This window comes from Haladaptatus sp. R4 (assembly GCF_001625445.1).
Lineage (GTDB): Archaea > Halobacteriota > Halobacteria > Halobacteriales > Haladaptataceae > Haladaptatus.
Genome location: NZ_LWHG01000011.1, coordinates 1024272 through 1049948 on the forward strand (window position 1 = coordinate 1024272; position 25677 = coordinate 1049948).

Genomic DNA, 25677 nt, shown 5'->3' on the forward strand with positions numbered 1-25677 from the left:
CGAAAACCGATTTCTACGGATGCACGGGCGGACTACCGAACGGTCAGCGCAGTTTCCAAAACCCCTTGTACGGTTCGTCCGCTTCGAGGAAGTTGAAGGCCCAGTAGAGCGGCTTGGTGCCGGTTTCGACCTGATAGGCGAGTTCACCGCGGTGAGACTCCCCGGACTCGATGTCGGAACTCTCGTTGAGCGGTTGTTTCAAACCGGAACTCGCACCGATGTCCGCCGTGTACGCGAGACCAGCTCCCGTCTTTACGTGCATCTGGAGCAGCGTCGAGACGAGCAGTCGCTCGTCGCCGTCGTTCGTGATTTCGATGTCCGGGACGACGAACTCGTGTCCGTCGGTCGCGTCCGTGATTTCGTTCAATTGCGTCGTCGTTCGGACGCCGTGGACGGCGACCGAGACGCCGCCGTGTGACGCTTTCTCCCCCGAGGAGAGTACGTCGTCGAGCGACTGTTTCAGGTCGGCGACCGAGTCGGCTTTCTTCCCGAGCGAGACGGTTACCTGCTCGAATCGAAAGCTGGTGAACGAGTCGAAATCGAGTCGAAGCGATAGCTCGGACGCCCCCTTCGGCACCTCGAAGACCATGTCGCCGCGCACGACTTCACCCGGGGCGAGCACCCCGCTTCGAATCGGGTGGTCGGGGGAACTGATCGATGGGTCGTACGTCCGATTCTCCCCGTCCACGACGCTCGCATCGAGGAAGTCCTCGAAATCGATGAACTCCGAACCTCGGTTTTTGACCGCCATCCGAATCACTGCGAACGTCTTACCCTCCTCCGCATCCCGAAACTCGCCCAACTCCTCCTCGGTCGTCACCCTGCGAACGACCATGGCGAGCGTGTCGTCCTTCACGACCGAACCGACCGACACGGTCGTTTCCGTTCGCCGCCGTTCCGTGTCGCCGTTTTTGTCCGTCCCGGAGGACGAAGTGGCCGATTCCGCGCTCGTCGAGGAAGACGACGTGCCCGCGTCCGTCGTGTCGCTCCCGTGGCTGGTACACCCGGCGAGCGTCGTCGCTACACTCGCCGCGATAAACGTCCGTCGCCCGACGAGCGCCCCTTTCTCCATGAAACAGAAGGCCCGTCCCGGCTGTTAAAAGTATATGATGTTGATTGAATATCTGACAGATGTGATCGAATGAGGTACGGCCGTTTTCTCCCCCGAAGCCGCCGTTTCCACGGCCATCACTATCTTAGGCCCACCTAAAGTTCGAAACGACTATAGGTGTTTAGGCGAGCCTAAAATCATGGCTGACGATTCACGGCGACGCGGACTACGGACGCGACGCACCGTCATCAAGGGAACTGGCGCGGCACTCGGCGGCGGGTTGCTCGCCGGTTGTACCAGCGACAGCGATGACGGTTCCGACGGCGCTGATAGCACACAGACCAGCACCGACACGACGGCCTCGTCGGACGAGTCCACGACGAGCGAATCGACGACTACCACGGACGGTCCGTACTCCGTCTCGATGGTTCCCGTCGGCGAAGTTGAGTTCGAGAGCGTTCCGAAGACGTGGGTCGCCAACAACGGCAGTTGGGCGGACATGGGTATCGCGCTCGGCCTCGAACCGCCGAAAGCGGTCTGGCTCACCAGTCGGTATCACACCCAGTACTACGACGCGATAGACGGCGTCTCGGTGGACAAGAGCGGGATGAAGAACCTGTACCAGGACGGCGTCAACAAGGAGCTGTTCTACCAACTCGACGCAGACGTGCACGTGATGGACCCCAACTTCCTGATGAACCGGTTCAAGGGATGGTCCCAATCGGACGTGGACGAGATCAAAAAGAACGTCGGCCCGCTGTTCGGCAACTGCATCTACGCACAGCACTACACGTGGCACGACGACTACCGATACTACACCCTCATGGAGGGCTTCGAAAAACTGTCGAAGGTGTTCAAGCGGCACGACCGCTACGAGGCGTTCGCGGACCTCCACGCCGACTTCCAGTCGAACATCGAGTCGGTCGTCCCGTCGAAGGGTGAACGGCCGTCCGCTGCCGTCGTCTGGGGCGTCGGCGACGAACCGAAGAAGTTCTATCCGTACATCATCGGCAAGGGAACCGGGTTCAAACACCTGAACGACCTCAAAGTCGATGACGCGCTGGCGAAGACGGACGTCAAGGATTTCCACGGAAGCCGTGCGGCCATCGACCTCGAAGTGCTCCTGAAGGTGGATCCGGAAGTACTCCTGCTCCGCGGCTACGAAGACAAGAGCAGAGAGGAGTTCGAGAACACGGTCGTGAAATTCCTGGAAAACAACAACACCGCGAGCAATCTCACGGCAGTCAAAAACGGCGACGTCTACCGCGCCGGTGGACTGTACCAAGGACCGATCACGAACCTCGTCCTCACGCAACGAACCGCCGAACTGCTGTACGGCGTGGACGAAAAACTGTACGACCACCAGCGCGTCGCGGACATCGTCAACGGGGAGTTCTGACGCCTACTCCGATTCGGCGGCAGTAGCGGTATCCACGTCATCCACATTCTCGGCGTCCGTATTTCTGGTAACGTGCCCGTACTTCAGCAGGGCCACGAAGAACACGCCACCGATAGCGTTGCCGATGGTCGCGGCGAGGAGGAAGCGGGCGTAATCGACGAACGTGATTTTCGCGGAGAGGAACATCCCCATCAGGACCTCGACGTTTCCGGCGATGGAGTGGGGAAGGTGGGCCAATCCGATGGCGGTCGTGACGATCCAGATGATGAGGACTCGGCTGACGGTGTCCCGTGCGGCGGTGACGAGCCACGACAGCAGGCCCATGAGCCACCCCGCGAAGATGCCGCTCCCGACCAGAACCAGGAAGTCGTGTTTGACAAGTGCCGCCGATATCTCGGTGAACGCTTTGGCGTGCGCGATGCCGAGTTTCGGGGCGATCGTCACCGCGAAGGCGGCGAACAGTGCTCCTCCGAGGATGTTCGCCACGAACACGACGACCCACAGTCTGGCGAGCGAGGCGTACGACGCCCGTTTGTCGAGGACGGGGAGCACTGCCAGCGTGGTGTGTTCGGTGAACAGTTCGGAACGGCCGAGAATTACGAAGATGAACCCCACAGCGTACATGTTCGCCATGAGTAGCTCCGTGACGGGTTTCGACAGGGACCCGGTCATCAGCCCCGTCATCACCGCCATGAGGAGGGGACCGAATCCGATATCCAACCCGGCGGAAAGCCCGGACAGGAAGAGGCCGCTGGTGGGACGCTGTAACTCCTCCAGTCCGAGATTGATCTGTTCTCTCAGAATGTTCTCGTACGATTTCAGGCCGTCGGCTTGCGTATCGGAGTTAGTAGACTGTGCCATAGGATAAGGATCGTAGTACCGTGTCCGCCAATGGCAGTCCGTCAGGAAAGGAGTTATGGCTCGGGGCATTCACCACCGGCATATTCCGGGTGTGCTATTCGGATCGAGCCGTCGAAATCGCATCTGTGACGCGGCACTTATTATCCTTCCTCGACCTCGCTTCGTCGTGTCGAATCGACGCCGTTCACCGTTCGATAACTCCCCATCCGTTCTGACGGACGACCCACCGGTCCTGACGGCCGTCGTTCTCGGGACGACTATCCTCTGCACCGCCCTCCACCTCGTGATTCCCGGGTTGCTCCCCGCGGTGCGTCGGAATCCGGACGCACTCGCGGCGGGCGAATGGTGGCGACTCGTCACGCCCCTGTTCGTCCAAGCCGACTCGTGGTGGGCCACGCTGACGGTGTTCGTCGGCATTGCAATCGTCGGCGTCGCCGTCGAGCGGCTATACGGACGCCGTGACTGGTTGCTGTTGTACTTCGGCGGTGGAGTCGTCGGCGAACTCGCCGGTTACGCGTGGCAACCGAACGGTTCCGGGGCGTCGGTCGCCGGTGCGGGACTGCTCGGCGGGTTGTGCGTCTGGCTTCTGTGGCGCGGAAAATCGTTGCCGCTCCGGGTTCGAATCTGGGGCGTCGTGTGGCTACTCGTGGGCGTCGCTCTCGTCGCACTGCACGACATTCACGGCCCGCCGCTCTGCTTCGGAGCGTGTCTGGGCGGTCTGTTGCTGTTTCTCGAAAACTGACTGCGGCTACTGGAATCCCTACTCTTCGAACCGTTTCCGCACGCTCTCGGCGTGCGCGTCCAGTCCTTCCGACTCGGCCAACGTCGTGATCGTCGCCGAGAGGGAGTCGAGCGCGTCCTCGTCCAACCGCTGGACGGTGGTCGAGCGGAGGAACGTGTCGACCGACAGTCCGCCCGTGATCTTCGCCAGTCCGGTCGTCGGGAGCACGTGGTTCGTCCCCGAGGCGTAGTCGCCCGCCGCGACTGGGGTGTACGACCCGAGGAAGACGCTTCCCGCGCTGTCGATCCTGTCGAGGAGTTCCTCGTCGTCGTCGGCCTGTATCGAGAGGTGTTCGGCCGCGTACTCCTCGGCGAAGAGGAGGGCCTCGCTCATCGACCGCGCGACGAACACGCCGCTCGCGTCGTTGTCGAGCGCGGCCCGAATCACGTCCTCGCGTCGGCGTTCGCTCGCCTGCTCCTCGATTTCCTCACAGACCGCCTCCGCGAACTCGGCGTCGTCCGTGACGACCACGGACGAGGCGTTTTCGTCGTGTTCGGCCTGCGCGACCACGTCGCTGGCCACGAACGCTGGGTTCGCGGTCGCATCGGCGAGGACGAGGAGTTCGCTCGGTCCCGCGAGGAAGTCGATAGCCACGTCGCCCTGCACTTCGGCTTTCGCCGCCGTGACCCACTTGTTGCCGGGACCGACGACCTTCTGCACGCGGTCGATCTGTTCGGTTCCGTAGGCCATCGCGGCGATGGCCTGCGCGCCGCCGACGCGGTAGACCTTGTCTGCTCCGGCGGCGTGAATCGCGGCCAGCGTGATGTCGTTCTGCGGTTCGCCGGGCGGCGTGGCGACCGCGACCTGTTCCACGCCAGCCACTTTCGCCGGGATGACGCCCATCAGCGCGCTGGAGGGGTATGCCGCCGTACCGCCGGGTGCGTACACGCCCACACGCTCGATGGGGCGGAATCGACGGCCGAGTTCGCGGCCGTCGAAGTCCGCACGCCAGTCCTCCGGCACCTGGGCCTCGTGAAACGCGCGGATGTTGTCGGCCGCGTCCTCGATGGCCTCGCGCACGTCATCGTCTATCTCCTCGTAGGCGCGTTCGGCGTCGTCCGTGATGTCGATGTTACCCACCTCGACGCCGTCGAACTCGCGGCAGTACTCTCGGACCGCCACGTCGCCTTCCTCGCGCACTCGGTCGATGATGTCCCGCACGTCGCCCCTGACGCCCTCGATACCCGCGTCACGGTCGAACAGCGCCTGACGCTCGTTCGGCCCGAGTTCGGAGGTCTCCGTTGGATTCATGGACGGGGTTTCGAAGCGGGCGGAAAAACACGTTGCGCTCTCGGATGAACAGGCGAGTGGGAGATGATTCGTTTTCGATTGGAGTCACTGAGAAGCAGACCTCGAAAGCCCCCGCCCGCGCGAGAAACGCAGTCGGTTGGGGACGGTGTGGCGCGGTGCGGTAATGTCGGGGCTCGGTCGTTGCAATCACAACAAAATCAGAACGGTCTCGTAGTCTGTAGTCGGGCTTTTCGAGCGATTACTCCCCAGTAGTTGGTGGATTTACAGCTCCGCCCACTCCGAGTCGTTCCCTCGAATCCACCAACACGCATAACCGCCGAAGCCACGAAATGGCGAAATATGCGAGACGAAGAAGAGATTCGGGAGCAGTACGAGTTCCTCAAAGAACAGCTAGAAAGCGACGAAATGAACCATCAAGGAATCCGTCAGATGTTCACGTATTACAAGCGGGCGTTGGGATGGACGCTGGAGGAGGAGTACATCTAACTTTTTTTCACCCTGTGACCCACAGTTATCGAAATCGTTACCTTTAAGTCACTACGCCGTTTTGTTGCAGTTGACGCTTCGCTTTGGAGGGCCGAAGCGTCAGCGGGGACCAATTCAGGGCGGCAAGCGGTACGCGGGGTCTTTTCGCCCCCGCGTGTTCCGCTTTCCTTTCGACAATCAAATTCTGAGCCACTGCTTCGTGCACATCGTTTCTATCGACGGATAGTGGTTTCGCCGTTTCCGATCCGAGCGATTGCTTCTGCATAGATTTTGATACATAACCCAAAATAGGGTGGAACGACGACGTCGTGGAAAAACAGAAACCGCCGACCTCAGACGACCGAAACGGTTTCGGTGAGGTCGCCGACGGAGAGCCAGTACTCGCCCGTGTCGATGACCAACTCGCCGCGGGAGAAGATGTCGCCGAGGACGGTCCCGAGCGGGAGGATCGTCGAACGGATTTCGACGCGCTTCGTCTCGCCGGGGTCGAGCGCGACGCGTTCGAAGCCGACGACGACTTCCTGCGGATACATCACTCGACCGAGATCACGGCCGCCGTAGACGGGAACGACGGTCTCGCCCGCCTCGTCGCCCGTGTTTTTGACCGCGACGGAGACGGTGATGTCGTTCGTCGCGTTCTTCTGCTGGAGTTTCGTCGGTGCCACGCGGAGGTCGGCGTACTCGAACTCGGTGTAACTCAGTCCGTGGCCGAATTCGAACAGTGGCGTCTCGTGTGACTGAGGCGGGTTGACGTTCGTGGACTTGTTGAACTCGTCCGGCGGATAGTTGTTGTGCAGGTTGGGGATTTGCCCGGTCCCCTTCGGCCACGTGAACGGCAACCGACCGCTCGGGTTGGCGTCGCCGAACAGGGTCGCGGCGACGGCCGGTCCGGCGGCCGTTCCCGGGAGATAGGCCATCATGGACGCGGACAGGTCGTCGAACACGTCCGTGCCGCGCGGGCGGCCCGCCATGATCACGCCGACGGTTGGCGTGTCCGTTCCCGACACGACCTCGACCAGTCGCTGTTGTGCCTCGGGAAGCGCGAGCGTGTCCGTGTCACCCTTCTCCTCGGCGTACGGTCCCTCGCCGAGAACGGCCACGACGACGTCGGCGCACTCGGCCGCACGTCGGACGTCGTCCTCGTTCGTGAACTCGTGGAGGCCGGTCGGAACGTGCGTGACGGACGCGGACGAATCCGCCGCATCGGTGAGGCCTTCGAGGACCGTCGTCGCCGGTGGCTCGGTGTCGCCGACGCCCTGCCAGCCGAGCGCCCAGCCACCCATCTGGTTCCTCACGCTGTCGGCGCTCGGGCCGGTGACGAGGATCGAACTCCCGGAGTCGAGCGGGAGCGTCCCGTCGTTGGTGAGCAACGTCATCGACTCGGTGGCGACCTCCTCCGCGAGGTCCCGCCCGTCGGAAATCACGTCGCTCACCTTCGATGGCGTCCCGTACGGGTCCTCGAACAGGCCGACGTGCTCCTTGAACGCGAGGATGTTCGTCACCGCGTCGTCGATGCGGTCCCGGCTGACGCTGCCTTCCTTCACGAGTTCGATGAGTCGCTGTTGATAGCCCGCGGCGTCGTCGCCCTCGATACCCGCGGCAGGAACCATGTACATGTCTATCCCGGCGTTGATGCCCAGTTTGGTCGCCTCCTTCAGGTCCTCGGCGAAGCCGTGGACCTTTATCATCCGGTAGAAGTCGTGCCAGTCGGTGACGACCATCCCGTCGAACCCGAGTTGGTCGCGGAGAATGTCCGTCAACAGTTCCTTCGACGCGTGGGCGGGGAGCCCGTTCAGCGACCCGCTGTTGACCATCACCGTCTCCGCTCCGGCGTTGATGCCCGCAGCATAGGACGGCAGGATGGAACTCACGAAGGTCCGATACGGAAGAAGGGCGGCGGTGCGGTCGTTCCCGTTCGCCGGTGCCGAATACCCCGCGAAGTGTTTGACGGAAGCACCGGTTCGTTTGTACCCGTTCGTCTCCTCCTCGTAGCCGCGAACCTTCGAGGCGACCATCTGGGAGGCGAGGAACGGATCCTCGCTGAACCCCTCGTAGAACCGTCCCCATCGTGGGTCGCGCTGTATGTCACAGACGGGCGAGAAGTTCCAGTGGGTACCGGTGGTACGCATCACCTTGCTCGTCACGGTCGCCATCTCCTCGGCCTTGTCCGCGTCCCACGTCGCGCCGACGCCGTGGTTGTGTGGGAACAACGTCGCCCCTGCCACGTTGTTGTCGCCGCGAACGGAGTCGATACCGTAGACGAACGGCACGCCGAGACGGGTCTCGTTCACCATCGCTTTCTGGAGTTTGTTGCTGGTTCGAGCGACCTCCTCCGGATCGAACGACGTCAGGTACATGAGCGACCCCGGCTTGTACTTCCGAAGCGTCTCGGCCGGGTCGTCGGTCGAAATCTCGCCCGCGGCCATCTGTGTCATCTGACCGACCTTCTCTTCGAGCGTCATCTCGTCGACGAGTTCGGTTACGTGGCGACTCGGCTCTCGTTGCTTCGTGGCGACCGCGGACTCTCCGAGGTATCCGGCCAGTGCCGTTGCCAGCGTGATTCCCCCGGACGCTTGCAGGAACGTTCGCCGCGACGAGCCGCTCGTGGTATCCTTTGACATGCCATAAAAACTGGGAAGCAAGAATCAATAAGATTTTTTCTTATAAATATATGGATTTTTACTGAACAAACTCTTATTTGAAATGAGAACGACTGGTATCGATTTTGATTGGAAAATAGAACAACTTCGTTGGTGGGGTGAGACACCCGAGAAAACGGCGGGAAACATGGTTGAATTCATCAACGAACGTCCTGATACTATATCTTCCCAAAACTATCGGAACCGATATCCTTATACTAAGTAGACACATAATTCGAGTGGTAATAATGCACGAGTTGACGGGATTTCAGCGGGACATACTGTACGTCATCGCCGGACACGGCGAGCCGCACGGACTCGCCATTCAGGACGGTCTCGAAGATTACTACGACACCGAGGTCCACCACGGTCGTCTGTATCCGAACCTCGACTCGTTGGTCGATGATGGACTCGTCGAGAAGGGGAAACGGGACAAGCGGACGAACTACTACGCGCTGACTGAGCGGGGTCGGTCGCTCCTCGAACACCGACGTACGTGGGAAGAGCGGTTTCTCGACTGAACCGGACGGTATCAGCAGTCACCGAATACCCCGTCAGTCGATACCATCCCCGTCCGTGGGCGTCGGCGCTTGGACGGGCATCTCGTCACCACCCGGCGGTAACTCCTCGTCATCCGAATCGGACGGGTCATGCGGTGGTTGTGGATGCATATCGGCGTCCTTGAGATACGTCGGGTCCACGGCCCACGGTCGAATCGGGTTGCCGGTGATGAGTTCGGGCAGGACGATTTTCACGAAGTGGACGACGAGCACGAGTATCATCGGTCCCAAGAAGATCCCATACCAGCCGAACAGCAACGGCCCGAAGATGTACGCGAGCATCACCATCCCGACGTGGAGGTTGCGCCCCGAGACGTACGGCCGCAGGACGAGGTCCGGGATGGTGTCCACGATGACGAACGAGACGAGCGCGAAGACGACGGGGAACCAGAGGATGCCGGGGTCACGAGCCATCAACGCCTCGGCGCTGATGACGCCCGTCACCGGGAAGTAGACGAGTTTCATCCCGACGACGGGGATGAGGCTGGCGACGCCGGTCAGCAACCCGACGACGGTGGGGTACGGAATCGCCAAGCCGGGGGGTGCGATCATATTGAGGAGGTTGTAGGAAATCGCGCCGATGGTGCCCGTCATGAAGGCGTTCAGGATGTTGCCGAAGAAGATGCTGTTGAAGTCCGAATCCACGCGGGCCACGTACGCTTCGAGGACCCCACCGCTGTCCGCGAACGTCCGGTGGAACCACCGCGAGAGTTTGTGGTCGTCCCGGAGCAGGTAGAACGCGATGGCGATCATCACGAACAAGTGGAGTGCCCCGTTCCCGACGAACTTGAGATACTGGAACGTCGAACCGAACGCCTGCTGGATGAGCTTCGTGTTGTCCTTGTTCTGGAGGAGCTGTTCTGGATTTTTGGTCAACTTCGAGATGTCGCTGTACTGCTGTATCGGCTCCGGAAGCGTGCCGATATTGGCCGTCTTCGCGACCATCGTGAGTTCGTGAAACGCGATGGAGACGGTGTAGGCGACGAGCAGGATCGCGGGAAGGGCGAGCAGCAGTAACGCAACCGCGGCGGCGAGGCTTCGCGGGCGAACCCGCTGCTGGAGTCGGCGATATACCGGCCGCGTCGCGTAGTAGAGAAACAGACCGAAGACGAACGTCCCGATGAACGAGTAGATGACGAACAGCGCCGCGAGACCGAGTAGCCCACCGATGGTCCACCACGCCGCCCGGGACTTGTCAATGTTCAATCCGGAGACCATACCACAGAAGTTTGCGGGCTGGCCTTAAAGATTTCGCGCACAGGACGACGATAGCAACAATCCTTTTAACCGAATAGGAGCGTAGTACGGGGAGTGTCCGGATTCGAAAACCTCGTCACGTCGACTACGTTGGGCAGTGACGTCGTCCATATCGCCCTCGCCGGAGCGCTCGGTCTCTTCCTCGGATTGGAGCGCGAATGGTCGCAGAAATCCGCCGGTATCCGGACGTTCACCCTCATCAGCCTCCTCGGTGCGGCGTTCACCATCGTCGGGAAGGACGTTCTGCTCGCGCTCGGTGGCCTGCTCGTCATCGTGCAAGGGATTTTGCTTGCGGTGCAGGGACTCCTGGACGACGACGAGGAAACCGGTCTTTCGCTCACGACGTCGGTCTCCATGCTCGTGACGTTCGGCGTCGGCGTGCTGGTCGCGGAGGGGTACATCCTCGTCGGTGTCACCGTCGCCGTCGTCTCCTCGCTTCTGCTCATCCTGAAGCGCGAACTACACTCGTTCGCGTGGGGATTGTCGCGCGAGGAACTCCGTTCCGCCGGTGAGTTCGCCATCCTCGCGTTCGTCATCTACCCGCTGCTCCCGTCCGGTGAAGTCGCGTTCGGCGGCGTCACGTTGAGTCCCCGCCTCATCTGGCTGATGGTCGTCACCGTCGCCGGAATCGGCATCGCCAACTACGCCGTGGTCGAAACGTACGGTGGACGCGGTATCGCCGTCACCGGGTTTTTCGGCGGGTTAGCCTCCTCGACGGCCGTCGTCGGCACCATGCTCGACCACGTTCGCCAGCAGCCGGAGGCGGCGACGTACGGCGTCGCCGCCATCTTGCTGGCCGACGCCGCGATGGCGCTCCGAAACCTCGTCATCGCGCTGGCGTTCACCATCGGTACCCCACACAAAACGCTCTACGGTGCCATCATCCCGCTCGGAACGATCATCGTCGGTAGCATCGCCATCGCGGCGTACACGGCCGACTGGTCCCAACGGATGGACATCGACTTGGAGAGTCCGTTCTCGCTACGAAACGCCCTCGGGTTCGGTGCTATCTTCCTCCTCGTCGTCATCGGCGGCGCCATCGCAAAGAGCCAGTTCGGTCAGACGGGGTTCTACATCACCGCACTGCTGTCGGGACTCGTTTCGAGCGCGGGCGTGACTGCCTCGGCGGTCACGCTGTACAGCGGGGGCAACGTGAGCCAGCAGACGGCCGTCTTCGGCATCCTGCTCGCCACCGCATCGAGCATCATCGTCAAGGCAGCGTTGACCATCTCTGCACCGAACCGTTCGTTCGCACGCCGAATTGCCGTCTGGAGTACAGTTCTGCTCGCCGGGTCGGGAATTGCGGCAATCGTCGCTGTCGTGTGAGGACATATAACGAACCGTTTAAAATGTGGCTATTCCTATCAGCTACATGGACCGCGAAACAGCCGAGCCACAGGTTCGGGACATGCCGGGCCAGAAGGCGCGAGAGTGGTCAGACTATCATCACAAATTTGCCGCCCCGACGACGTACGTGTACGATTTCGTCTGGGACTTGACCGAGGATGCGGTCGGGCCGTTTTGTACCGACGTGGACGGAAACGTCCTCCTCGATTTCACGAGCCACGTCGCCGCCGCCCCGCTCGGATACAATAACCCCAAAATCAAGGACAAACTCGACGAGTTTCCCCTCCCCGACCCGACGAAAATCGCCGGGCAGGACTTCTACGCCGCCGGTGGCTGGCCGCCGGAGGACCCCGAATTCCCCGGGCCGACCCAGTTGATGGAGCGACTCACCGAGGTCACGAGCCACTACGACATGGACACCGTCTTCCTGTCGAACTCCGGCGCGGAGGCAGTCGAGAACGCCATCAAGATAAGCTACAACAACGGCGGCCACCGCGCGTTCAACTTCGACGGCGCGTTCCACGGCCGGACGCTCGGCGCGCTCTCGCTCAACCGCTCGAAAGTCGCCCACCGTAAGGGCTACCCCGAGATTCCGGGCATCGTGAGCGTTCCGTACTGTTCCTGTGAGGGCCAGTGTGGCTGTGGGTGGAAGACCGACGGTCCGGGCGGCAACGTCATCGCCGACAAACTCGACCCCGCCCAGGGCGTCATCGACCCCGAAGAAGTCTCGTACATCATCCTCGAACCGGTGCAGGGTGAGGGTGGCTACCGCATCCCGAACGACGAGTTCGTCGCGGACATCGCCGAGATTCAGGACACCTACGGTATCACCATCATCGCCGACGAGATTCAGTCCGGAATGGGCCGAACGGGCGAGATGTGGGCAGTGGACCACCTCGACCTGAAACCCGACGTCATCACCAGCGCGAAGGCGCTGCGCGTCGGCGCGACCATCTCCCGTTCGGACGTGTTTCCGGAGGAGAAAGGCCGCCTCTCCTCCACGTGGGGTGCTGGCGACGTGCTCTCTTCGCTGCAGGGCGTGCTCACCCTCGACGCGATTCAGGAACACGACCTGCTCGCGAACGCCACCGTGCGCGGACGACAGGCGCGTGAAATCATCGAGGACGCCGCGCCGGAATCCGTCGTGGACGTTCGCGGCCGTGGCCTGATGCTCGCCGTCGAGTTCGACTCGAAGGACCGGCGCGAAGCCGTCGTGGACGCCGCACTCTCACGCGGCCTCCTCACCCTCGGCTGTGGGTACAAGACGCTCCGTCTGCTCCCGCCGCTCGACGTGACCGAGCGCGAAATCGACCTCGGTGTCAACTGCTTGCTCGACTCCATCGACGAGGTAGCGTAACGCTATATCCGGCCGAGACGTTCCTCTAGTATGAGCGTCACGGCTGATTTGTCGATATCCGGAGAAGAGTTCGTTCTCGGCACTGCCCTCCTTACAGATGCCGACGTTCATATCGAACTGGAGCGGGTCGTCCCTTCCTCACGGCAGGTACTCCCGTTTTTCTGGGCCATCGGGTCGGACTTCGAGACGTTCGAGAACGACGTGCGGAGCAATCCGAACGTGCAGAGCCTCATCGCGCTCGACAGGGTCGAAGGGCGTGTTCTCTATCGTGTCGAGTGGAGCGAGGAAGTCGAGAGTTTCATCTACGGTATCGCGGAAGTCGGCGCGACCATCCTCGAAGCGACCGGCGACCGCGTCTGGCGATTTCGACTCCGATTTCACGATCACGGTGCGCTTTCGGCGTTCCACGACTACTGTGAAGTCCGGGACATCGGCTACACACTGGATCGCGTTGTGACTGACCTCGCCGAGGAGCGGGAGGAGTTCGGGTTGACACCCGAACAACGTGAGACGCTGATGCTGGCACTCGAACGGGACTACTTCGACGTTCCGCGCGGCGTGACGCTCGGCGAACTCGCGGACGAACTCGGCGTCACCCAGCAGTCGGTATCCGAACGCGTCCGACGCGGGACCGGAAGCGTCCTCGAAGCGGTGCTCCTCGAAGCGAACGGGCGGGACACCGGGTCCACGTAAAAGTGGGCTGTAATAACAGGCACCATTGCTATCCTTACTACTCCGTTTTTCGAGAATACGATGGCCGAAATGCGAGACGACCGACAATCGAGCGGGACCACAGCACCCCCATGCAACCCGACCACGACGTTCGGCGACGCGGTCGGGATGTTCGGATTGGGAGTCCTTCTCCGTTTGCCGACGGAGTTACACGAGACACTGGCGGCCGAGTCACGACGGGAAGTTCTCGCGTATCTGTACGGCCTCGACAGGGAGGTACCAGTCACCGAGATGGCGGATTACCTCGCGGCGGCAGGTATCGAACCCGACCGCCGCCGGGCACGGACGATTCTCAACCACGCACATCTGCCCGAACTCGACGATTCCGGGTTGATTCGGTGGAATCGAGAAGACGAGACGATACGGCTTTCGGTCGCCAGTACCGCTCAGAACTGATAGCGGCGCTCGTCGTCGCGTTGGGGGAGTTGATTTGCACCGGTCATTTCTTCGAACGTCATGCCCGAGAGATACTCGTCGTAGGTCACGTCGTACGTGCTTCGGAGATGGAAGTCGAGGGTTCCGGATTCGACCGTCGTCTGAAACAGTCGATGAACGGCACGTCGGATGATCTCCGCGGGGTCGTCGGTGTCGAACGCGGTGCCGAGCATGGCGAGTTCGTTGCGTGTCTCACGGTCGAGAGAGACGGAAAAGTCCTCGTCGAGCGACGAGTAGGTGGCTCGAACGTCGTCGTTCAGGTCGTCCAGACTCATTGCCGGGTGGTTGTGCGGTAGCGGGATACGGCTTTCGCTCTAGAACGGTTCGTCACAGCACCGACACTCGTCCCGGCTTGCGAAGTTGCGAGCGCTACAGTTCCCACAGACGATGTAGTGATAGGACTGTGGACTCGATTCGCGTGCGGAGCGCTGCCCTCGGTGCTCTTGAAGCGACATACCAGCACCTGCGAGCATGAACGTACACCCGACGGCGATCCACACGGACGGACTGCGGGCGAACACGAGTGGTGCCGCTGGCGCGACGATGATGCCGACGCCGATGAGGAAAAGTGTGGAGGGACGTACGTGCATCCAGCGAAGATTAAGACGAACGTGCAATAAGCCTTCAGATTAACTCGGCCGTTTGGTATCCCGTGTCGTGGAGCGCCCCGCGACAGTCGAAAGCTTCACGCGTTCCGGTGTTCCCTTCGAAAACCGCTATCCGTAAACCGTCGCCGTCCAAAATCCCACTGATGACCGAAACGGCGCCGTCGATCCCCGACAGAGACGCGGTACGCGACGCCCTCGTTTCGTGGTACGAGGACGACCATCGGTCGTTCCCGTGGCGCGAAACCGACGACCCATACGCCATCCTCGTCTCCGAGGTGATGAGCCAGCAGACGCAACTCGGCCGCGTCGTGACGGCGTGGGAGGCGTTCCTCGACCGCTGGCCGACCCCGGAGGACCTCGCGGCGGCCGACCGCTCGGACGTGGTCGGCTTCTGGTCCTCCCACAGTCTGGGCTACAACAACCGCGCGAAGTACCTCCACGAGGCCGCGAACCAAGTCATCGATGAGTACGACGGCACGTTCCCCGAGACGCCGGACGAACTCCAGAACTTGCAGGGCGTCGGGCCGTACACCGCCAACGCCGTCGCCTCGTTCGCGTTTAACAACGGCAACGCGGTGGTCGATACCAACGTCAAGCGCGTGCTGTACCGGGCGTTCGACGTGCCGGACGACGATTCGGTTTTCGAGGAGGTCGCGAGCGACGTCATGCCCGACGGGGCGTCCCGCGTCTGGAACAACGCCATCATGGAACTCGGCGGCGTGGCCTGCGAGAAGACGCCCTCCTGTGATACGGCGGGTTGCCCGTGGCGCGAGTGGTGTCACGCCTACGAGACGGGCGACTTCACCGCCCCCGACGTTCCCACCCAACCCAAATTCGAGGGAAGCCGTCGGCAGATGCGCGGCCGCGTGGTCTCGCTGTTGAAGGAGTACGACGAACTCCCGCTCTCGAAACTCGGCCCGCGGGTGCGAATCGATTACGGCGGCCAGTACGGCGAGAAGTGGCTCCGGGAACTGTGTTCGGATCTGGAAGGAGATGGGTTGGTGAAGTTGGAGGAGCGCGAGGAGTGGGTCGCGCGGCTTAGGCGGTAAATTCCAAATAGACGCTTACAGCGTCAGTACAAACGAATACATCGGTCACGGTTTTCTGACATCGTCGTAGTCCTCCCAAATGAACAGGTCGTGTATCCGAACTTCGAAGAAGTACGCTAGTTTGAACGCGAGTTCGAGCGAGGGGTCATAGCGGTCGCGTTCGATGGCGTTGATCGTCTGACGCGTGACGCCAACACATTCCGCGAGTTCGCCTTGGCTGAGACCGAGCGCTTCGCGGTATCGTTTGAGTTCCGACTTCATCGCTCGTATCGGGTATAGAGACGGAGTCCGGTGTAGAGGAAGCCGATACCTGCGGTGTAGATGGCGAGCCAACGCATCCAAGGCGGCCACTCGTTGTAGCCAGTCGCCCAGAGAACCACTGCGGCAGGAAAGCCGATGGCCGAGCAGATCCCGAGAATGCGAATCGTCCTGCGCGCGGCGATGCGGTTGAGCATCTCGTCGCGTTCGTCGAAGAGCGGGCGGTCGAGACGGTGGCGATAGGCGACACCGACGGCACAGATGGCGACCCACGCACCGACTCCCACGAAGGGATAGCCGGCGACGATAAGGACGGCGTACACCGCGGCGGCGAGGACGAAAACACCCACGTATCGCAGACGGTGTGAATCTCTGAGACGCCGCCCGTTGGAATGGTTCATAGTAATGCAACGTGGTTTTTCCATCAAATTTGTTTTGCGTTAGTATTCTTTTTCGCTCCCTCTCCGAGAAATATTGCGGACCCATCACCCGAAGAACTAAGTCGAAAGTATTCGATTCATTACTGTATGGTATACTTTACACCCACGTCCGGGGGGAGCGTCCATGGCGGTTGAAACAGCACGCTCTACCCCCTCAGATCCGGTGCTGTGGTTACAACAGGTCGTCGCGTTCATGCGACGGACGATTCTCTCGCAGTTGAAGAACCGACGTGCACTCCTCATCACGTTCGGTTTTCCGGTCGGTTACTACCTCCTCGATACGCACCTCGCGGCCGGACAGGGTGGGGTGTCCCCCACGAGCAAGACCATCGCGGCCATCGGAATGGGTATGTTCGCCGTGTTCATCGTCGCTCTCACCGGATTCGCCCGGTTGTTCGGGGACGATATCACCGAAAAACGCTATCGCAAACTCCGCTCGCTTCCCATCTCGCCTTCGGCCGATTTCACCGGCCGCTTGTTGGGCAGTTACGTCATCGCGCTCGTCGCCTACACCCTGATGCTCGTCGTCGCCGCGCTCGACGGCGCTTCCTTCGACGCGTTCGGTCCCGTCTCTGTGCTTGTCTTCCTCGGCAGTCTGTTCGCGTTCTGCGTGGTGGCAATGGCAGTCGCCACCGTTGTCGCCGTTGTTCTTCGCGGTGACGGGGTGTACCGTGCGACGGTTCTCCTCGTCCTCGTCGTCTTCGCCGCGACGGGTTTCAACGGAGTTTCTCTGGCCGTGATTCCGCCCGACCTCCAGTACGCCGTCAACTACGTGCCGAATTCGCTCGCCGTTCGTCTGCAACTCGCGTACACGACGACCCACCTCGGCTCCCTCACACCACCGGCCCTTCCCGATTCCCTCACGTGGGGCGGGCTTCTCGCCGTCTACACCCTCATCGCCGGAGCCGTCGCTGCCGCGCTCTTCCGCCGTTACGTCTACGACGGGGAGGTCGGCGAATGACCGCTACCTCGAAGGTCGAACCGGCCGTCGTCGTGCGTAACGTGACGAAGTCGTTCGATGGAAAGACCGTTCTCGACGGTGTGGACTTGGACATTCCGGCGGGAAGGACGACGCTCCTGATGGGTGAAAACGGATCCGGAAAAACGATTTTCCTCTCCTGTCTGGCCGGTGGTCTCCACCCCACGAGCGGTACCATCGAGTGTTTCGGTGACGAACCGGCCGAGGCCCGAACGTCGTTCAACTTCACCTTACAGGACAGTCTCACGCTGCCGGACCTCACGGGTCGAGAGAACGCGGAGTTCTACGCCGACCTCCATCCGAACGCGACTGGTGAGTGGTTGGGTATCGCGGAGCGGTTGGGCATTGCGGACTCCCTCGACGACCCGGTTCGGGACTACTCCGGCGGGATGATTCGAAAGCTGGAACTCGCAATCGTCTTCGGCGTGGACGTGCCGCTCTACCTGTTGGACGAGCCGACAGCCGAACTCGACATGGCGGCGATAAACACCGTCCACGCGCTCGTCAACGAGCGATGTCGTGAGGGGAAAACGGTCGTATTTTCGAGCCACACGGCCGTCGACGTGGAACTGGCCGACAAGGTGGCGTTCGTTCGCGACGGTCACGTCGGCAAAGTCGGTGCGCCCGACGCGCTGCTCGATACCGTTCCGCCGGTCGCACTCGCGCCCACGCGGACCGCCGCCGATGCTCTCCGTGACCACGTCGGCGACGACCGCTTGTTCGAGACGAACGACGGCTATCGCGGGTTCCTCGACGCCGACACGGACGAACCAGCGCTCCCAGACGACATCGACGTGACCGAACCGTCGTGGTCCGACTTCTTCAACTACTACGTCCGGTTCAATTGAGAAGGCCGGACGAACTCCCCCGTTCGTGTGGTCTCGTATACGCGCCCCGATCAACGATAATACGCTTCCAACCGGTCGCGAATCACGGTCTCGATTTCACGCATTGTCTCCCTGTCTTCGAAATACACGCGTTCGGGCGGGTCGGACACGAGCGGCGACAGTTCGGACAGAACGCGGGTTACTCCGTCCGTCGATTGTTTCGCCTTCCAGTCCAACGAGAGCGACAGTGTCTCCGGGTTCGCTTCGAGACGTCGGAGGTTAGTCAGGTGGTAACAGCCACGCTCCCGAAGGCCCCCGCCGCGAACGCAGAGGACCGTTCCGGTCAGCCGATATGCCCGTTCGCCAGCGGACCACTCGATATCCGGCGTCGATGGCAGAGCGGTGGCTTGTTTTCCCGCGAGCGCATCGTCCACCGCCGCGACGAACGATTCATCGGGTGCCTCCAGTCGGTAAATCGAATGATGCGGCACGGCGAAAAGCAGCGGTTCGTCACCGATGCTGAGGATCAGCGTGTGAAGGAAGAAGGCTCCGCTGTTGCCATCCTCCAGCGACCACAGTCGTTCGAACGTTTCCGACGTTTCGGGAAGCGCTCCGTGATACCACGCACCCGGATGGCGGTCGTCACACCACGAGAGCGAGTCACGCACCTCCTCCCACGTCGCTCGACAGCGCGGCGCGTCGGGTAGGCCCATTTCGAGTTCGTCGTGGTCGATACCGACGTAGCCGTCGGTGGCGCGGTCGAGCGCGCCTCGGAGGACCGCGCTCGAAGCGTCGTGGAAGTCCGCGGCGACCAGCGTGTGTGAGAACTCGAAGGGTTCGACGTCCGGCGGATTCATATCGACCGTTCGGAGTACCGACACTTGGGCGTTCCCCTGCAACGTATTTCGCTTTGCCGAGCGACTGTTCTCCCATGACCAATCAACCGCACGTTGTAGCCATCTGTGGCAGTCTCGGGGAGGAAAGCGTGACCAGATTCGCGCTCGAACACGTCCTCGTCGGCGTGGAACGGGCGGGTGGAACCGGCGAACTCCTCGACCTCCGCGAATTCGACCTGCCGCAGTTCGACCCCGACCAACGGGAAGCGGGTGATACCCCCGAACTGAAACGTCGCGTGCGCGCGGCGGACGCGGTCGTCCTGGGCACACCCGTCTATCATGGCTCGTACTCCTCGCCGCTGAAGGCGGCGCTCGACTACTGCGGGTTCGACGAGTTCGAGGGGAAAACCGTCGGCCTGCTCGCCGTGGCGGGTGGTCGGTTTCCGGTCACCGCGATGGACCACCTCCGGTCCGTCTGTCGCGCGCTCGATGCGTGGGTGCTCCCGTACGAGGTGGCGATTCCCCGCTCGCACAGCGCGGTGATGGACGGCGCGTTCACCGACGAGGAGTTGGCGAATCGCGTCGTCACGCTCGGGCGGCAAATCGTCCGCTACTCGCACATCGAGCCGTGTCCGCCGAGTTTCGAGAGCGGGGAAAATATCGGCGCGGCCGATTGAATGAGCAACTCTTTTGCCGTCGGATTGAGCGTCACACGGGTATGCACAAAATCACGAACAGTGGGTGGGTCGAGGTCATCACCGGCTGTATGTTCTCCGGGAAGACCGAGGAACTGCTCCGACGGCTTCGCCGCGCGGAAATCGCGGGGCAGGAAGTCGCGGTGTTCAAACCCGCACTGGACGACCGTTACGGCGAGGACACGGTCGGCTCCCACGACGGCAGTTCGTGGGAAGCGACCGTCGTGGAACCGGACGACGACGGCGTGTGGGAAATCCCGAGGGGATTGAACGGCGAGAAAGTCGTCGCCATCGACGAGGCGAACTTCTTCTCCGCGGAACTCGTCGACGTGTGTGAATTCCTCGCGGATGACGGACGACGCGTCATCATCAGCGGCACCGACCAGACCTTCCGCGGTGAGCCGTTCGACCCGGTCCCGCAACTCATCTCCGTGGCCGAGTACGTCGAAAAGCTCCAAGCCATCTGTGCGCAGTGTGGCGAACCCGCGACGCGAAACCAGCGGCTCATCGACGGCGAACCCGCACACATGGACGATCCGACGATTTTGGTGGGCGCACAGGAGTCCTACGAAGCCCGGTGTCGAAACTGCCACATCCTACGGCGCGAGTAGCGGAGTCGTGACGGCGACGACGGCGACGATCGAACCGGCGCACGTCGTTCCGTGGTAACTAAAGGTGTGAGCGCGTATCGGGAGTATGCTCAACCTACGGCTGGACGATTTCATGGTCGAACTGAAAGACGGCTCCTTGAAGAACGTTGGACCCGCGAACAAAACGGCGTCGGCGAAACTGTTCAACGTGGAATCCGCCGAAGCGCGTGCGTTCGGGGACAAACGCGTAAAACTCGTGTTCGAGGACGAGGACGGCAACGAAGTACAAGTCGCGCTGTTCCCCGACGTCGCGAAGAAGATCGTCGACGACATCGAAACGCTCGAAGACGACAGTCCCGTCTTCGAGTAGCGACCGAACGGCGACCCTTCCGATCTCCATTTCATCCCATCCGACTATTTGCTTCACCCTATTCCATCGTCCGTTTCGCCCTGTTTTTCCTCCCCGATTCGTTAAGGAACCAATAATAATATCGTGTCATGGTGTACCATTGTTCGGAGACCATGTCAACCATCATCGCCCCGGACGAACTGGGTGATTCATCGGACGACGGCGAGCGACGCTCATCGTTCCCGGATTCCGTCGTCACCTCGCTTCGGTTCATCGGTTTTTGGGGAGCAGTCGTACTCCCGTTTCTCTACATTCCGCTGTTCATCAGCGGTCTCGATACCGCTGGACAACAACAAACGTTCATCCTGTTGCTTGTGTTGAACGTCGTCGCGCTCGTCTTCGGTCACCGGTACAGAGCGTGAATGGAACGTATCGCGCGAGAATGTAACGAGTCTATAATCCGACCGTTTCGTGGTTTCGCTCCTCGTGCCGATTTCGTTAACGGGGGTATAACTATGGGCTCGACCGCTGAAAGGAAGCGTATGTCTCAGTCAGTTACGAGCAGTATGAACATCGGGTGTCCCCACTGTGGGTCCGCATCGACTGTCGATATCGCACCCGACGGACAAGGTCAAGCGGAATCCGACGACCAGTTGAAGGGGACGCTCGTCCGATGCCAATCCTGTGGTGACGATTTTTCGTTCTACTACTACTGAGTTGGCGTTCGCGTGGTCGGCTCAGAACCGCGCCGGGAATTCGACAATCGTTTTAGGCCTGGACTATTCTTTGCCAGTATAAATGGGTAACTGCGTCATTTGCGGGACGCCTGCTGACGGCCCGATTTGTTCGAGCCACGAGCAGGACGTTCTCTTTGAATTCAACGGAAACAGCCCGGAGCAGCTCGTTACTGGACGATTTTACAAAGGTACCGTCGACGGTTTCGCCGACTTCGGCGTCTTCATCGACATCGGTGACCGCGTCACCGGCCTGCTTCACAAGAGCGAGTTGGACCAGCGGCTCGAAAGCCTCGACTGGGACCAAGGCGACGCGGTCTTCGTCGAGGTCATTGGTGTGCGCGACAACGGCAACGTCGATCTCAGCTCGTCGATTCGCCAATCGGAACGCGAGTTCCGCGGCAAGCTGATTCAGGACGGTACCGACGTGCACCTCCCCAGTGAATCGAACGACGAAACCACGTCGGACGAACCGGAATCGAATTCCGAATCCGCGTCCGAATCCGAAGCCGAATCTACGTCCGAATCCGAAGCCGAATCTGCGTCCGAACACGAAGCCGAACCGGAACACGAATCCGAATCCGAACCGGAACAGCCGGCGACGACCGACGGCTCCGGGAACGCGGTCGGAGGCGCTACCGTCTCCTCCCAGATCGAACAGCCCGAACGCGTCCAGATCGAAACGCTGGGCGACCGAGTCGGCGACAGCGTTCGAATCGAGGGCGAAATCGTGAGCGCGAGCCAGACGAGCGGCCCGACGGTGTTCGAACTCCGCGACGAAACCGCCGTCGTGGACTGCGCCGCGTTCAAGGAGGCAGGCGTTCGTGCCTACCCCGAAGTAGATACCGGCGACATCGCACGACTGGTCGGCGAAGTCGAACTCCGTAACAACGAACTCCAAGTCGAGACCGAACACCTCGAAGCCCTCACCGAAGAGGAGGAAGCGACCGTCGAGGACCGACTGGCACAGGCACTCGAAGACGAGGCCCGTCCCGAAGACGTCGAACCGCTCGCCGACGACTCTGCCGTCGAAGCCATTCACGGGGACGTCCGCGACGCCGCCGGTGCGATTCGCCGCGCGGTCATCGAATCCCGCCCCGTTATCGTCCGACACAACGCGAGCGCGGAGGGCTACGTGGCCGGAGCGGCCATCGAACGCGCCGTCCTCCCGCTCGTGCGCGACGAACACGCACGAAGCGACGCCCAGTATCACTACTTCGACCGGCGACCGCTCGAAGACGGCTTCTACGACATGCAGGACGCGACGAAGGACGCGACCATGATGCTCGACAACCGCGAGCGCCACGACGAGAAACTACCCCTCTTCGTCCTCATCGATGCCGGAAGCACCGTCGAATCGAGCGACGGACTCTCGCTCCTCGACATCTACGGTGCGCCCCACGTCGTCATCGACACGCACTACCCGGACGACGAAGTCGCCCAAACTGCCGACGTCGTCGTCAACCCGTTCCTCGGCGACTCGGGCGACGACGTAACCGCGGCCGTCCTCGGTGCGAACGTCGCGGCCCACGTCAACGACGAGGTGCGCGACGATGTCGCACACCTCCCCGCAGTCAGCTACTGGGAGGACACCCCGTCCGAATACACCGACCTCGCGACGGATGCGGGCTACGACGAAGACCACGTTACGGCCCTGCGCGAGGCAGTCGCGCTGGAAGCCTACTACCAGTCCTACGAGGACAAGCGCGAACTCATCACCGACCTGCTGTTCGAGCACGCGAAGCGCGACCTCGCCGAGCACGTCAGCGAGCAGTTCCGCACGAAGCTCGAAAACGAACTCGACACCGCCGAGCCGAACCTCACGGTTCGCGGCGCGAACGGCGTCACCTTCACCGTCCTCGACACCGAGGCGTACACCCACCGCTTCGACTTCCCATCGACGGCAGTGCTCCTCGACGCGCTCCACCGCCGCGACATGACGGGACAACCCGGCGACCAGAACGTCACCCTCGGTCTCGCCGACGACGAGGTTCACATCCGAAGCGACGGGGAAATCAACGTCCGCGACATCGCCGAGGACGTCGAGGACCGCGCACCGGAAGCCGGAATCGTCCCCGTCGGCACGCGCGACGGCAAGTTCGAATTCCTCCGCGGCGAGCGCGACGAAGCGCTCGACGCCGTCATCGAAGCCGTCAGCGCGAAGCTGAACTGAACGCGGCGCTGATTTGGACTTCTCGGCTTTCTTCTCTTTGAACGATTCTTTCAGCGTTACGTCGGATTTCGGTGAGAACGAGCATCCGGATGAGCGGGTGGGATCTCACTTTGTAAGCAGATTCTTGTCCCGGTAGGTGAGTATCACGCCGACTGCCAGCAACCCGAGGACCGCGTAATTGTCACCGATGTCCATACCGTGATAGGTGACGATGATTCCGTATATGCCACCGACCCAGAGAGCCAGCGCGGAGGCGATTGCGGGAACCGACCGATCATCGAGCACCTGGTGAGCGCCGTAGACGATTACGGTGGCCATGAGAAAATACGCGAGTGTCGTGGATACGTCCCTGCCCGAGACGGCAGAATAGATGGCGAGTATGACCATCCCCATCAGGAGGCCGAGAGTGGTCAGGCGACTCAGGTTCTGCATACTGGACTCGTTCCCTTCAGTCATGTTTCAACCCTCCTTCGTTTGTCACAAATAGCTACTGATTGGACCGTTCTCCCTCGGAACCGCAGTCTACCGATTTCCCTGTTCGGGTTCGACCACTCGTCGTGTTTCCGTCCGAGGAGCAACTTCCCCGGAACTGTCCTGTACCGTCTCGTATATCATCTCGACCGTCTCCGTATCGAAGTCCGTGGCACGAGTTCCGGCGGACAGTAGCGATGCCGCAGTCTCGACGGATAGCGTCGCGAGGTCGAACCGTCGCTGCAAAATCGACTGTGACTTCGAAACAGATTGAACGTTCGCGAGCGGAACGATGAACTCGCTGTGAACCAAGATTCCGTTTCGGACCGCGAGATAGTCGTCGCCGATGGCGACGCTGCGATATCGCCATTGGACGTGTGCAGCGACGAGTGCAAACGGTACGCCGACGAGGGGAAGTAACCACGGAACGGGGAACCCGCTCCAAACGAACTGTGCGGCGTAGAGGAGGAAAGAGAGCAGTACGAGGGCGATGAGATACCGAGTCGCCAGACGGCGTCGCATACGCTTCGGTGGACGCTCGAACTCCGGGTCGTCGTGGTCGATAATCGTCCCCGCAATCTCCTCGACTTCCGACCGATTCCCCAGCGGGATGACCGGTGTCCGAGCGGGCCAGATGTCGAAATCGGCCGCACCGGCGGATTCGACGGTCAACCGTGCGAATCCGAAGGCGTTCTGTAAGGGGTTCGTGGAAACTCGCAACAGTTGCACGTTATCCAGCGGAATGTCGTTCGAATAGTGCCAGACGAGTCCGCCGGACTGATGGATTTCCCCGTCTCGAAACTCGACGGACGTGTCGTGGAATTCGAGCACGGACTGTATCACTCCCACTCCCCACGCGCCGACGACCGTTGCCCCACCAACGACGAGGAATTTCTCGACGGTGAAGTGTCCGTTGACCAGCGACGCGGGTAACGTCGGGGTGAGGAAATCCGATAGCCACGCCGGACTGAAGATGATAGACATCGCGATCGAAATCGCGAGGAAGAGGTGTTTCGGATGCGATGACAGGACGCTTCGAGCGAACAGCATCGCCGAACGAAGTCGATAGAGTTTCTCCTCTTCCGTCGAGACCTTACTTCCGTTCCCCAGACGGTCCTGAATTCGTTCGGCCTCTTCGATACCGACGTAGCGCAACTCCAGTTCGCTTTCTTTACTGCTCCCCGCCGTTTCACACGAGACGTTCGCGATTCCGAGGAACGAATCCACTCCGTTCTGAACGACGCTCGATTCCTGGATTCGGTCGTACGGAATCACGCGGTGCTGCCGGTCGAAAATACCGGATTCCGTCTCTACTGCGGTGTCCTCCAAACGATAGGAGACGGAGTACCATCGGACGCTTTCGCGCACGACGTAAATCAGGACGTAGCACAGGGCGAACCCGACGATATAGGTGAGCGGTGTATCTTCGTAATTATACAGTCCGAAACCGACGGCGAAAATCAGGGGATGGATTTTTAGTCGGTCCATCGTTCCTCGGATGACGCTGTACGG

Annotated in this window: 29 protein-coding genes; 17 read left to right on the forward strand and 12 right to left on the reverse strand. The window is 61.3% G+C overall.

Annotated features, from left to right (window positions below; translation table 11 throughout):
- Positions 1–43: 43 nt before the first annotated feature.
- Complete coding sequence (locus A4G99_RS08935) at positions 44–1072, reverse strand: DUF4352 domain-containing protein (RefSeq protein WP_066142095.1); 1029 nt, start codon at positions 1070–1072, stop codon at positions 44–46.
- A gap of 178 nt (positions 1073–1250) precedes the next feature.
- Here A4G99_RS08935 and A4G99_RS08940 point away from each other — a divergent pair, with 178 nt between their 5' ends.
- Positions 1251–2450, forward strand: coding sequence for an ABC transporter substrate-binding protein (locus A4G99_RS08940; RefSeq protein WP_066142100.1), 1200 nt, complete (start codon positions 1251–1253; stop codon positions 2448–2450).
- A 3-nt stretch (positions 2451–2453) separates the two neighbouring features.
- Here the strand turns inward: A4G99_RS08940 and A4G99_RS08945 are convergent, their stop codons facing one another.
- Complete coding sequence (locus A4G99_RS08945) at positions 2454–3311, reverse strand: formate/nitrite transporter family protein (protein ID WP_066142103.1); 858 nt, start codon at positions 3309–3311, stop codon at positions 2454–2456.
- Positions 3312–3477: 166 nt separating this feature from the next.
- On the opposite strand from A4G99_RS08945, the gene A4G99_RS08950 reads away from it, so the two are divergent.
- Positions 3478–4053 carry a rhomboid family intramembrane serine protease gene (locus tag A4G99_RS08950; RefSeq protein ID WP_223301784.1) on the forward strand — a complete coding sequence of 192 codons (576 nt, stop codon included), beginning with the start codon at positions 3478–3480 and terminating at the stop codon, positions 4051–4053.
- An 18-nt stretch (positions 4054–4071) separates the two neighbouring features.
- On the opposite strand, the gene hisD is transcribed toward A4G99_RS08950, so the two are convergent.
- A complete protein-coding gene (gene hisD / locus A4G99_RS08955; RefSeq protein ID WP_066142105.1) occupies positions 4072–5343 on the reverse strand; it encodes a histidinol dehydrogenase in 1272 nt (423 codons plus the stop codon).
- A gap of 339 nt (positions 5344–5682) precedes the next feature.
- Between hisD and A4G99_RS25875 the strand changes: the two genes are divergently transcribed.
- On the forward strand, positions 5683–5829 hold the full coding sequence (locus A4G99_RS25875) for a hypothetical protein (protein WP_190303728.1): 147 nt from the start codon (positions 5683–5685) through the stop codon (positions 5827–5829).
- 332 nt (positions 5830–6161) lie between these two features.
- Here the strand turns inward: A4G99_RS25875 and A4G99_RS08960 are convergent, their stop codons facing one another.
- Positions 6162–8450, reverse strand: a complete 2289-nt coding sequence (locus tag A4G99_RS08960) for a glycoside hydrolase family 3 N-terminal domain-containing protein (RefSeq protein WP_223301785.1) — start codon at positions 8448–8450, stop codon at positions 6162–6164.
- A 266-nt stretch (positions 8451–8716) separates the two neighbouring features.
- Here A4G99_RS08960 and A4G99_RS08965 point away from each other — a divergent pair, with 266 nt between their 5' ends.
- On the forward strand, positions 8717–8989 hold the full coding sequence (locus A4G99_RS08965; protein ID WP_066142107.1) for a PadR family transcriptional regulator: 273 nt from the start codon (positions 8717–8719) through the stop codon (positions 8987–8989).
- Between the two features lie 33 nt (positions 8990–9022).
- On the opposite strand, the gene A4G99_RS08970 is transcribed toward A4G99_RS08965, so the two are convergent.
- Positions 9023–10246, reverse strand: a complete 1224-nt coding sequence (locus tag A4G99_RS08970; RefSeq protein ID WP_082837744.1) for an AI-2E family transporter — start codon at positions 10244–10246, stop codon at positions 9023–9025.
- A gap of 93 nt (positions 10247–10339) precedes the next feature.
- Here A4G99_RS08970 and A4G99_RS08975 point away from each other — a divergent pair, with 93 nt between their 5' ends.
- Genes A4G99_RS08975 through A4G99_RS08990 form a run of 4 tightly spaced genes read left to right on the forward strand, consistent with a single transcriptional unit; the run spans position 10340 to position 14117 of the window.
- Positions 10340–11611, forward strand: coding sequence for an MgtC/SapB family protein (locus tag A4G99_RS08975; protein ID WP_066142109.1), 1272 nt, complete (start codon positions 10340–10342; stop codon positions 11609–11611).
- A gap of 46 nt (positions 11612–11657) precedes the next feature.
- Complete coding sequence (locus A4G99_RS08980) at positions 11658–12989, forward strand: aminotransferase class III-fold pyridoxal phosphate-dependent enzyme (RefSeq protein WP_066142112.1); 1332 nt, start codon at positions 11658–11660, stop codon at positions 12987–12989.
- A gap of 30 nt (positions 12990–13019) precedes the next feature.
- Positions 13020–13682, forward strand: coding sequence for a helix-turn-helix domain-containing protein (locus tag A4G99_RS08985; protein ID WP_066142115.1), 663 nt, complete (start codon positions 13020–13022; stop codon positions 13680–13682).
- A gap of 60 nt (positions 13683–13742) precedes the next feature.
- The gene (locus A4G99_RS08990; RefSeq protein WP_066142118.1) at positions 13743–14117 is read left to right on the forward strand and encodes a hypothetical protein; all 375 of its coding nucleotides are present in this window, start codon (positions 13743–13745) and stop codon (positions 14115–14117) included.
- On the opposite strand, the gene A4G99_RS08995 is transcribed toward A4G99_RS08990, so the two are convergent.
- Positions 14108–14431, reverse strand: coding sequence for a hypothetical protein (locus A4G99_RS08995; protein ID WP_066142121.1), 324 nt, complete (start codon positions 14429–14431; stop codon positions 14108–14110). The two genes, A4G99_RS08990 and A4G99_RS08995, sit on opposite strands and share 10 nt — an antisense overlap.
- A gap of 39 nt (positions 14432–14470) precedes the next feature.
- On the reverse strand, positions 14471–14746 hold the full coding sequence (locus A4G99_RS09000; protein WP_066142124.1) for a hypothetical protein: 276 nt from the start codon (positions 14744–14746) through the stop codon (positions 14471–14473).
- 161 nt (positions 14747–14907) lie between these two features.
- Between A4G99_RS09000 and A4G99_RS09005 the strand changes: the two genes are divergently transcribed.
- Complete coding sequence (locus A4G99_RS09005) at positions 14908–15813, forward strand: A/G-specific adenine glycosylase (RefSeq protein WP_066142127.1); 906 nt, start codon at positions 14908–14910, stop codon at positions 15811–15813.
- Between the two features lie 45 nt (positions 15814–15858).
- On the opposite strand, the gene A4G99_RS09010 is transcribed toward A4G99_RS09005, so the two are convergent.
- Positions 15859–16074: a helix-turn-helix transcriptional regulator gene (locus tag A4G99_RS09010; RefSeq protein ID WP_066142130.1), complete on the reverse strand. Its 216-nt coding sequence runs from the start codon at positions 16072–16074 to the stop codon at positions 15859–15861.
- Complete coding sequence (locus A4G99_RS09015; protein WP_190303729.1) at positions 16071–16472, reverse strand: DUF2178 domain-containing protein; 402 nt, start codon at positions 16470–16472, stop codon at positions 16071–16073. The genes A4G99_RS09010 and A4G99_RS09015 overlap by 4 nt, the downstream gene beginning before the upstream one ends.
- Positions 16473–16635: 163 nt before the next feature.
- On the opposite strand from A4G99_RS09015, the gene A4G99_RS09020 reads away from it, so the two are divergent.
- Complete coding sequence (locus A4G99_RS09020; protein WP_150123069.1) at positions 16636–17472, forward strand: ABC transporter permease; 837 nt, start codon at positions 16636–16638, stop codon at positions 17470–17472.
- On the forward strand, positions 17469–18338 hold the full coding sequence (locus A4G99_RS09025) for an ABC transporter ATP-binding protein (protein WP_066142141.1): 870 nt from the start codon (positions 17469–17471) through the stop codon (positions 18336–18338). Before A4G99_RS09020 ends, A4G99_RS09025 begins: the two co-directional genes overlap by 4 nt.
- A gap of 50 nt (positions 18339–18388) precedes the next feature.
- On the opposite strand, the gene A4G99_RS09030 is transcribed toward A4G99_RS09025, so the two are convergent.
- The gene (locus A4G99_RS09030) at positions 18389–19174 is read right to left on the reverse strand and encodes a hypothetical protein (protein WP_066142511.1); all 786 of its coding nucleotides are present in this window, start codon (positions 19172–19174) and stop codon (positions 18389–18391) included.
- Between the two features lie 74 nt (positions 19175–19248).
- Between A4G99_RS09030 and A4G99_RS09035 the strand changes: the two genes are divergently transcribed.
- The 6 genes from A4G99_RS09035 to A4G99_RS09060 all read left to right on the forward strand — a co-directional run bounded on the left by A4G99_RS09035 (position 19249) and on the right by A4G99_RS09060 (position 23694).
- A complete protein-coding gene (locus A4G99_RS09035; RefSeq protein ID WP_066142144.1) occupies positions 19249–19830 on the forward strand; it encodes an NADPH-dependent FMN reductase in 582 nt (193 codons plus the stop codon).
- A gap of 41 nt (positions 19831–19871) precedes the next feature.
- Positions 19872–20459 carry a thymidine kinase gene (locus A4G99_RS09040; RefSeq protein ID WP_066142148.1) on the forward strand — a complete coding sequence of 196 codons (588 nt, stop codon included), beginning with the start codon at positions 19872–19874 and terminating at the stop codon, positions 20457–20459.
- A gap of 85 nt (positions 20460–20544) precedes the next feature.
- Positions 20545–20808 (forward strand): hypothetical protein, encoded by a 264-nt coding sequence (locus tag A4G99_RS09045; RefSeq protein ID WP_066142152.1) that lies wholly within the window; start codon positions 20545–20547, stop codon positions 20806–20808.
- A 152-nt stretch (positions 20809–20960) separates the two neighbouring features.
- Positions 20961–21209, forward strand: coding sequence for a hypothetical protein (locus tag A4G99_RS09050; RefSeq protein WP_066142513.1), 249 nt, complete (start codon positions 20961–20963; stop codon positions 21207–21209).
- 120 nt (positions 21210–21329) lie between these two features.
- On the forward strand, positions 21330–21503 hold the full coding sequence (locus A4G99_RS09055; protein ID WP_223301786.1) for a zinc-ribbon domain-containing protein: 174 nt from the start codon (positions 21330–21332) through the stop codon (positions 21501–21503).
- A gap of 82 nt (positions 21504–21585) precedes the next feature.
- Positions 21586–23694: a DHH family phosphoesterase gene (locus A4G99_RS09060; RefSeq protein WP_066142158.1), complete on the forward strand. Its 2109-nt coding sequence runs from the start codon at positions 21586–21588 to the stop codon at positions 23692–23694.
- Positions 23695–23799: 105 nt separating this feature from the next.
- Here A4G99_RS09060 and A4G99_RS09065 read toward each other — a convergent pair whose 3' ends face one another.
- Both A4G99_RS09065 and A4G99_RS09070 read right to left on the reverse strand, forming a co-directional pair.
- Positions 23800–24150: a hypothetical protein gene (locus A4G99_RS09065; RefSeq protein ID WP_066142164.1), complete on the reverse strand. Its 351-nt coding sequence runs from the start codon at positions 24148–24150 to the stop codon at positions 23800–23802.
- 66 nt (positions 24151–24216) lie between these two features.
- Positions 24217–25653 (reverse strand): PH domain-containing protein, encoded by a 1437-nt coding sequence (locus A4G99_RS09070; RefSeq protein WP_150123070.1) that lies wholly within the window; start codon positions 25651–25653, stop codon positions 24217–24219.
- Between the last annotated feature and the right edge of the window lie 24 nt (positions 25654–25677).

Coding starts and splice junctions, on each gene's coding strand:
- A4G99_RS09040 (WP_066142148.1), top strand. CDS start 19,872: ATGCACAAAATCACGAACAGTGGGTGGGTCGAGGTCATCACCGGCTGT.
- A4G99_RS09070 (WP_150123070.1), bottom strand. CDS start 25,653: ATGGACCGACTAAAAATCCATCCCCTGATTTTCGCCGTCGGTTTCGGA.
- A4G99_RS09000 (WP_066142124.1), bottom strand. CDS start 14,746: ATGCACGTACGTCCCTCCACACTTTTCCTCATCGGCGTCGGCATCATC.
- A4G99_RS09050 (WP_066142513.1), top strand. CDS start 20,961: ATGTCAACCATCATCGCCCCGGACGAACTGGGTGATTCATCGGACGAC.
- A4G99_RS09005 (WP_066142127.1), top strand. CDS start 14,908: ATGACCGAAACGGCGCCGTCGATCCCCGACAGAGACGCGGTACGCGAC.
- A4G99_RS09030 (WP_066142511.1), bottom strand. CDS start 19,174: ATGAATCCGCCGGACGTCGAACCCTTCGAGTTCTCACACACGCTGGTC.
- A4G99_RS09035 (WP_066142144.1), top strand. CDS start 19,249: ATGACCAATCAACCGCACGTTGTAGCCATCTGTGGCAGTCTCGGGGAG.
- A4G99_RS08965 (WP_066142107.1), top strand. CDS start 8,717: ATGCACGAGTTGACGGGATTTCAGCGGGACATACTGTACGTCATCGCC.
- A4G99_RS09045 (WP_066142152.1), top strand. CDS start 20,545: ATGCTCAACCTACGGCTGGACGATTTCATGGTCGAACTGAAAGACGGC.
- hisD (WP_066142105.1), bottom strand. CDS start 5,343: ATGAATCCAACGGAGACCTCCGAACTCGGGCCGAACGAGCGTCAGGCG.
- A4G99_RS08995 (WP_066142121.1), bottom strand. CDS start 14,431: ATGAGTCTGGACGACCTGAACGACGACGTTCGAGCCACCTACTCGTCG.
- A4G99_RS08985 (WP_066142115.1), top strand. CDS start 13,020: ATGAGCGTCACGGCTGATTTGTCGATATCCGGAGAAGAGTTCGTTCTC.
- A4G99_RS09025 (WP_066142141.1), top strand. CDS start 17,469: ATGACCGCTACCTCGAAGGTCGAACCGGCCGTCGTCGTGCGTAACGTG.
- A4G99_RS08990 (WP_066142118.1), top strand. CDS start 13,743: ATGGCCGAAATGCGAGACGACCGACAATCGAGCGGGACCACAGCACCC.
- A4G99_RS09015 (WP_190303729.1), bottom strand. CDS start 16,472: ATGAACCATTCCAACGGGCGGCGTCTCAGAGATTCACACCGTCTGCGA.
- A4G99_RS08960 (WP_223301785.1), bottom strand. CDS start 8,450: ATGTCAAAGGATACCACGAGCGGCTCGTCGCGGCGAACGTTCCTGCAA.
- A4G99_RS08945 (WP_066142103.1), bottom strand. CDS start 3,311: ATGGCACAGTCTACTAACTCCGATACGCAAGCCGACGGCCTGAAATCG.
- A4G99_RS09055 (WP_223301786.1), top strand. CDS start 21,330: ATGTCTCAGTCAGTTACGAGCAGTATGAACATCGGGTGTCCCCACTGT.
- A4G99_RS08970 (WP_082837744.1), bottom strand. CDS start 10,246: ATGGTCTCCGGATTGAACATTGACAAGTCCCGGGCGGCGTGGTGGACC.
- A4G99_RS08940 (WP_066142100.1), top strand. CDS start 1,251: ATGGCTGACGATTCACGGCGACGCGGACTACGGACGCGACGCACCGTC.
- A4G99_RS09010 (WP_066142130.1), bottom strand. CDS start 16,074: ATGAAGTCGGAACTCAAACGATACCGCGAAGCGCTCGGTCTCAGCCAA.
- A4G99_RS09060 (WP_066142158.1), top strand. CDS start 21,586: ATGGGTAACTGCGTCATTTGCGGGACGCCTGCTGACGGCCCGATTTGT.
- A4G99_RS09065 (WP_066142164.1), bottom strand. CDS start 24,150: ATGACTGAAGGGAACGAGTCCAGTATGCAGAACCTGAGTCGCCTGACC.
- A4G99_RS08935 (WP_066142095.1), bottom strand. CDS start 1,072: ATGGAGAAAGGGGCGCTCGTCGGGCGACGGACGTTTATCGCGGCGAGT.
- A4G99_RS08980 (WP_066142112.1), top strand. CDS start 11,658: ATGGACCGCGAAACAGCCGAGCCACAGGTTCGGGACATGCCGGGCCAG.
- A4G99_RS09020 (WP_150123069.1), top strand. CDS start 16,636: ATGGCGGTTGAAACAGCACGCTCTACCCCCTCAGATCCGGTGCTGTGG.
- A4G99_RS25875 (WP_190303728.1), top strand. CDS start 5,683: ATGCGAGACGAAGAAGAGATTCGGGAGCAGTACGAGTTCCTCAAAGAA.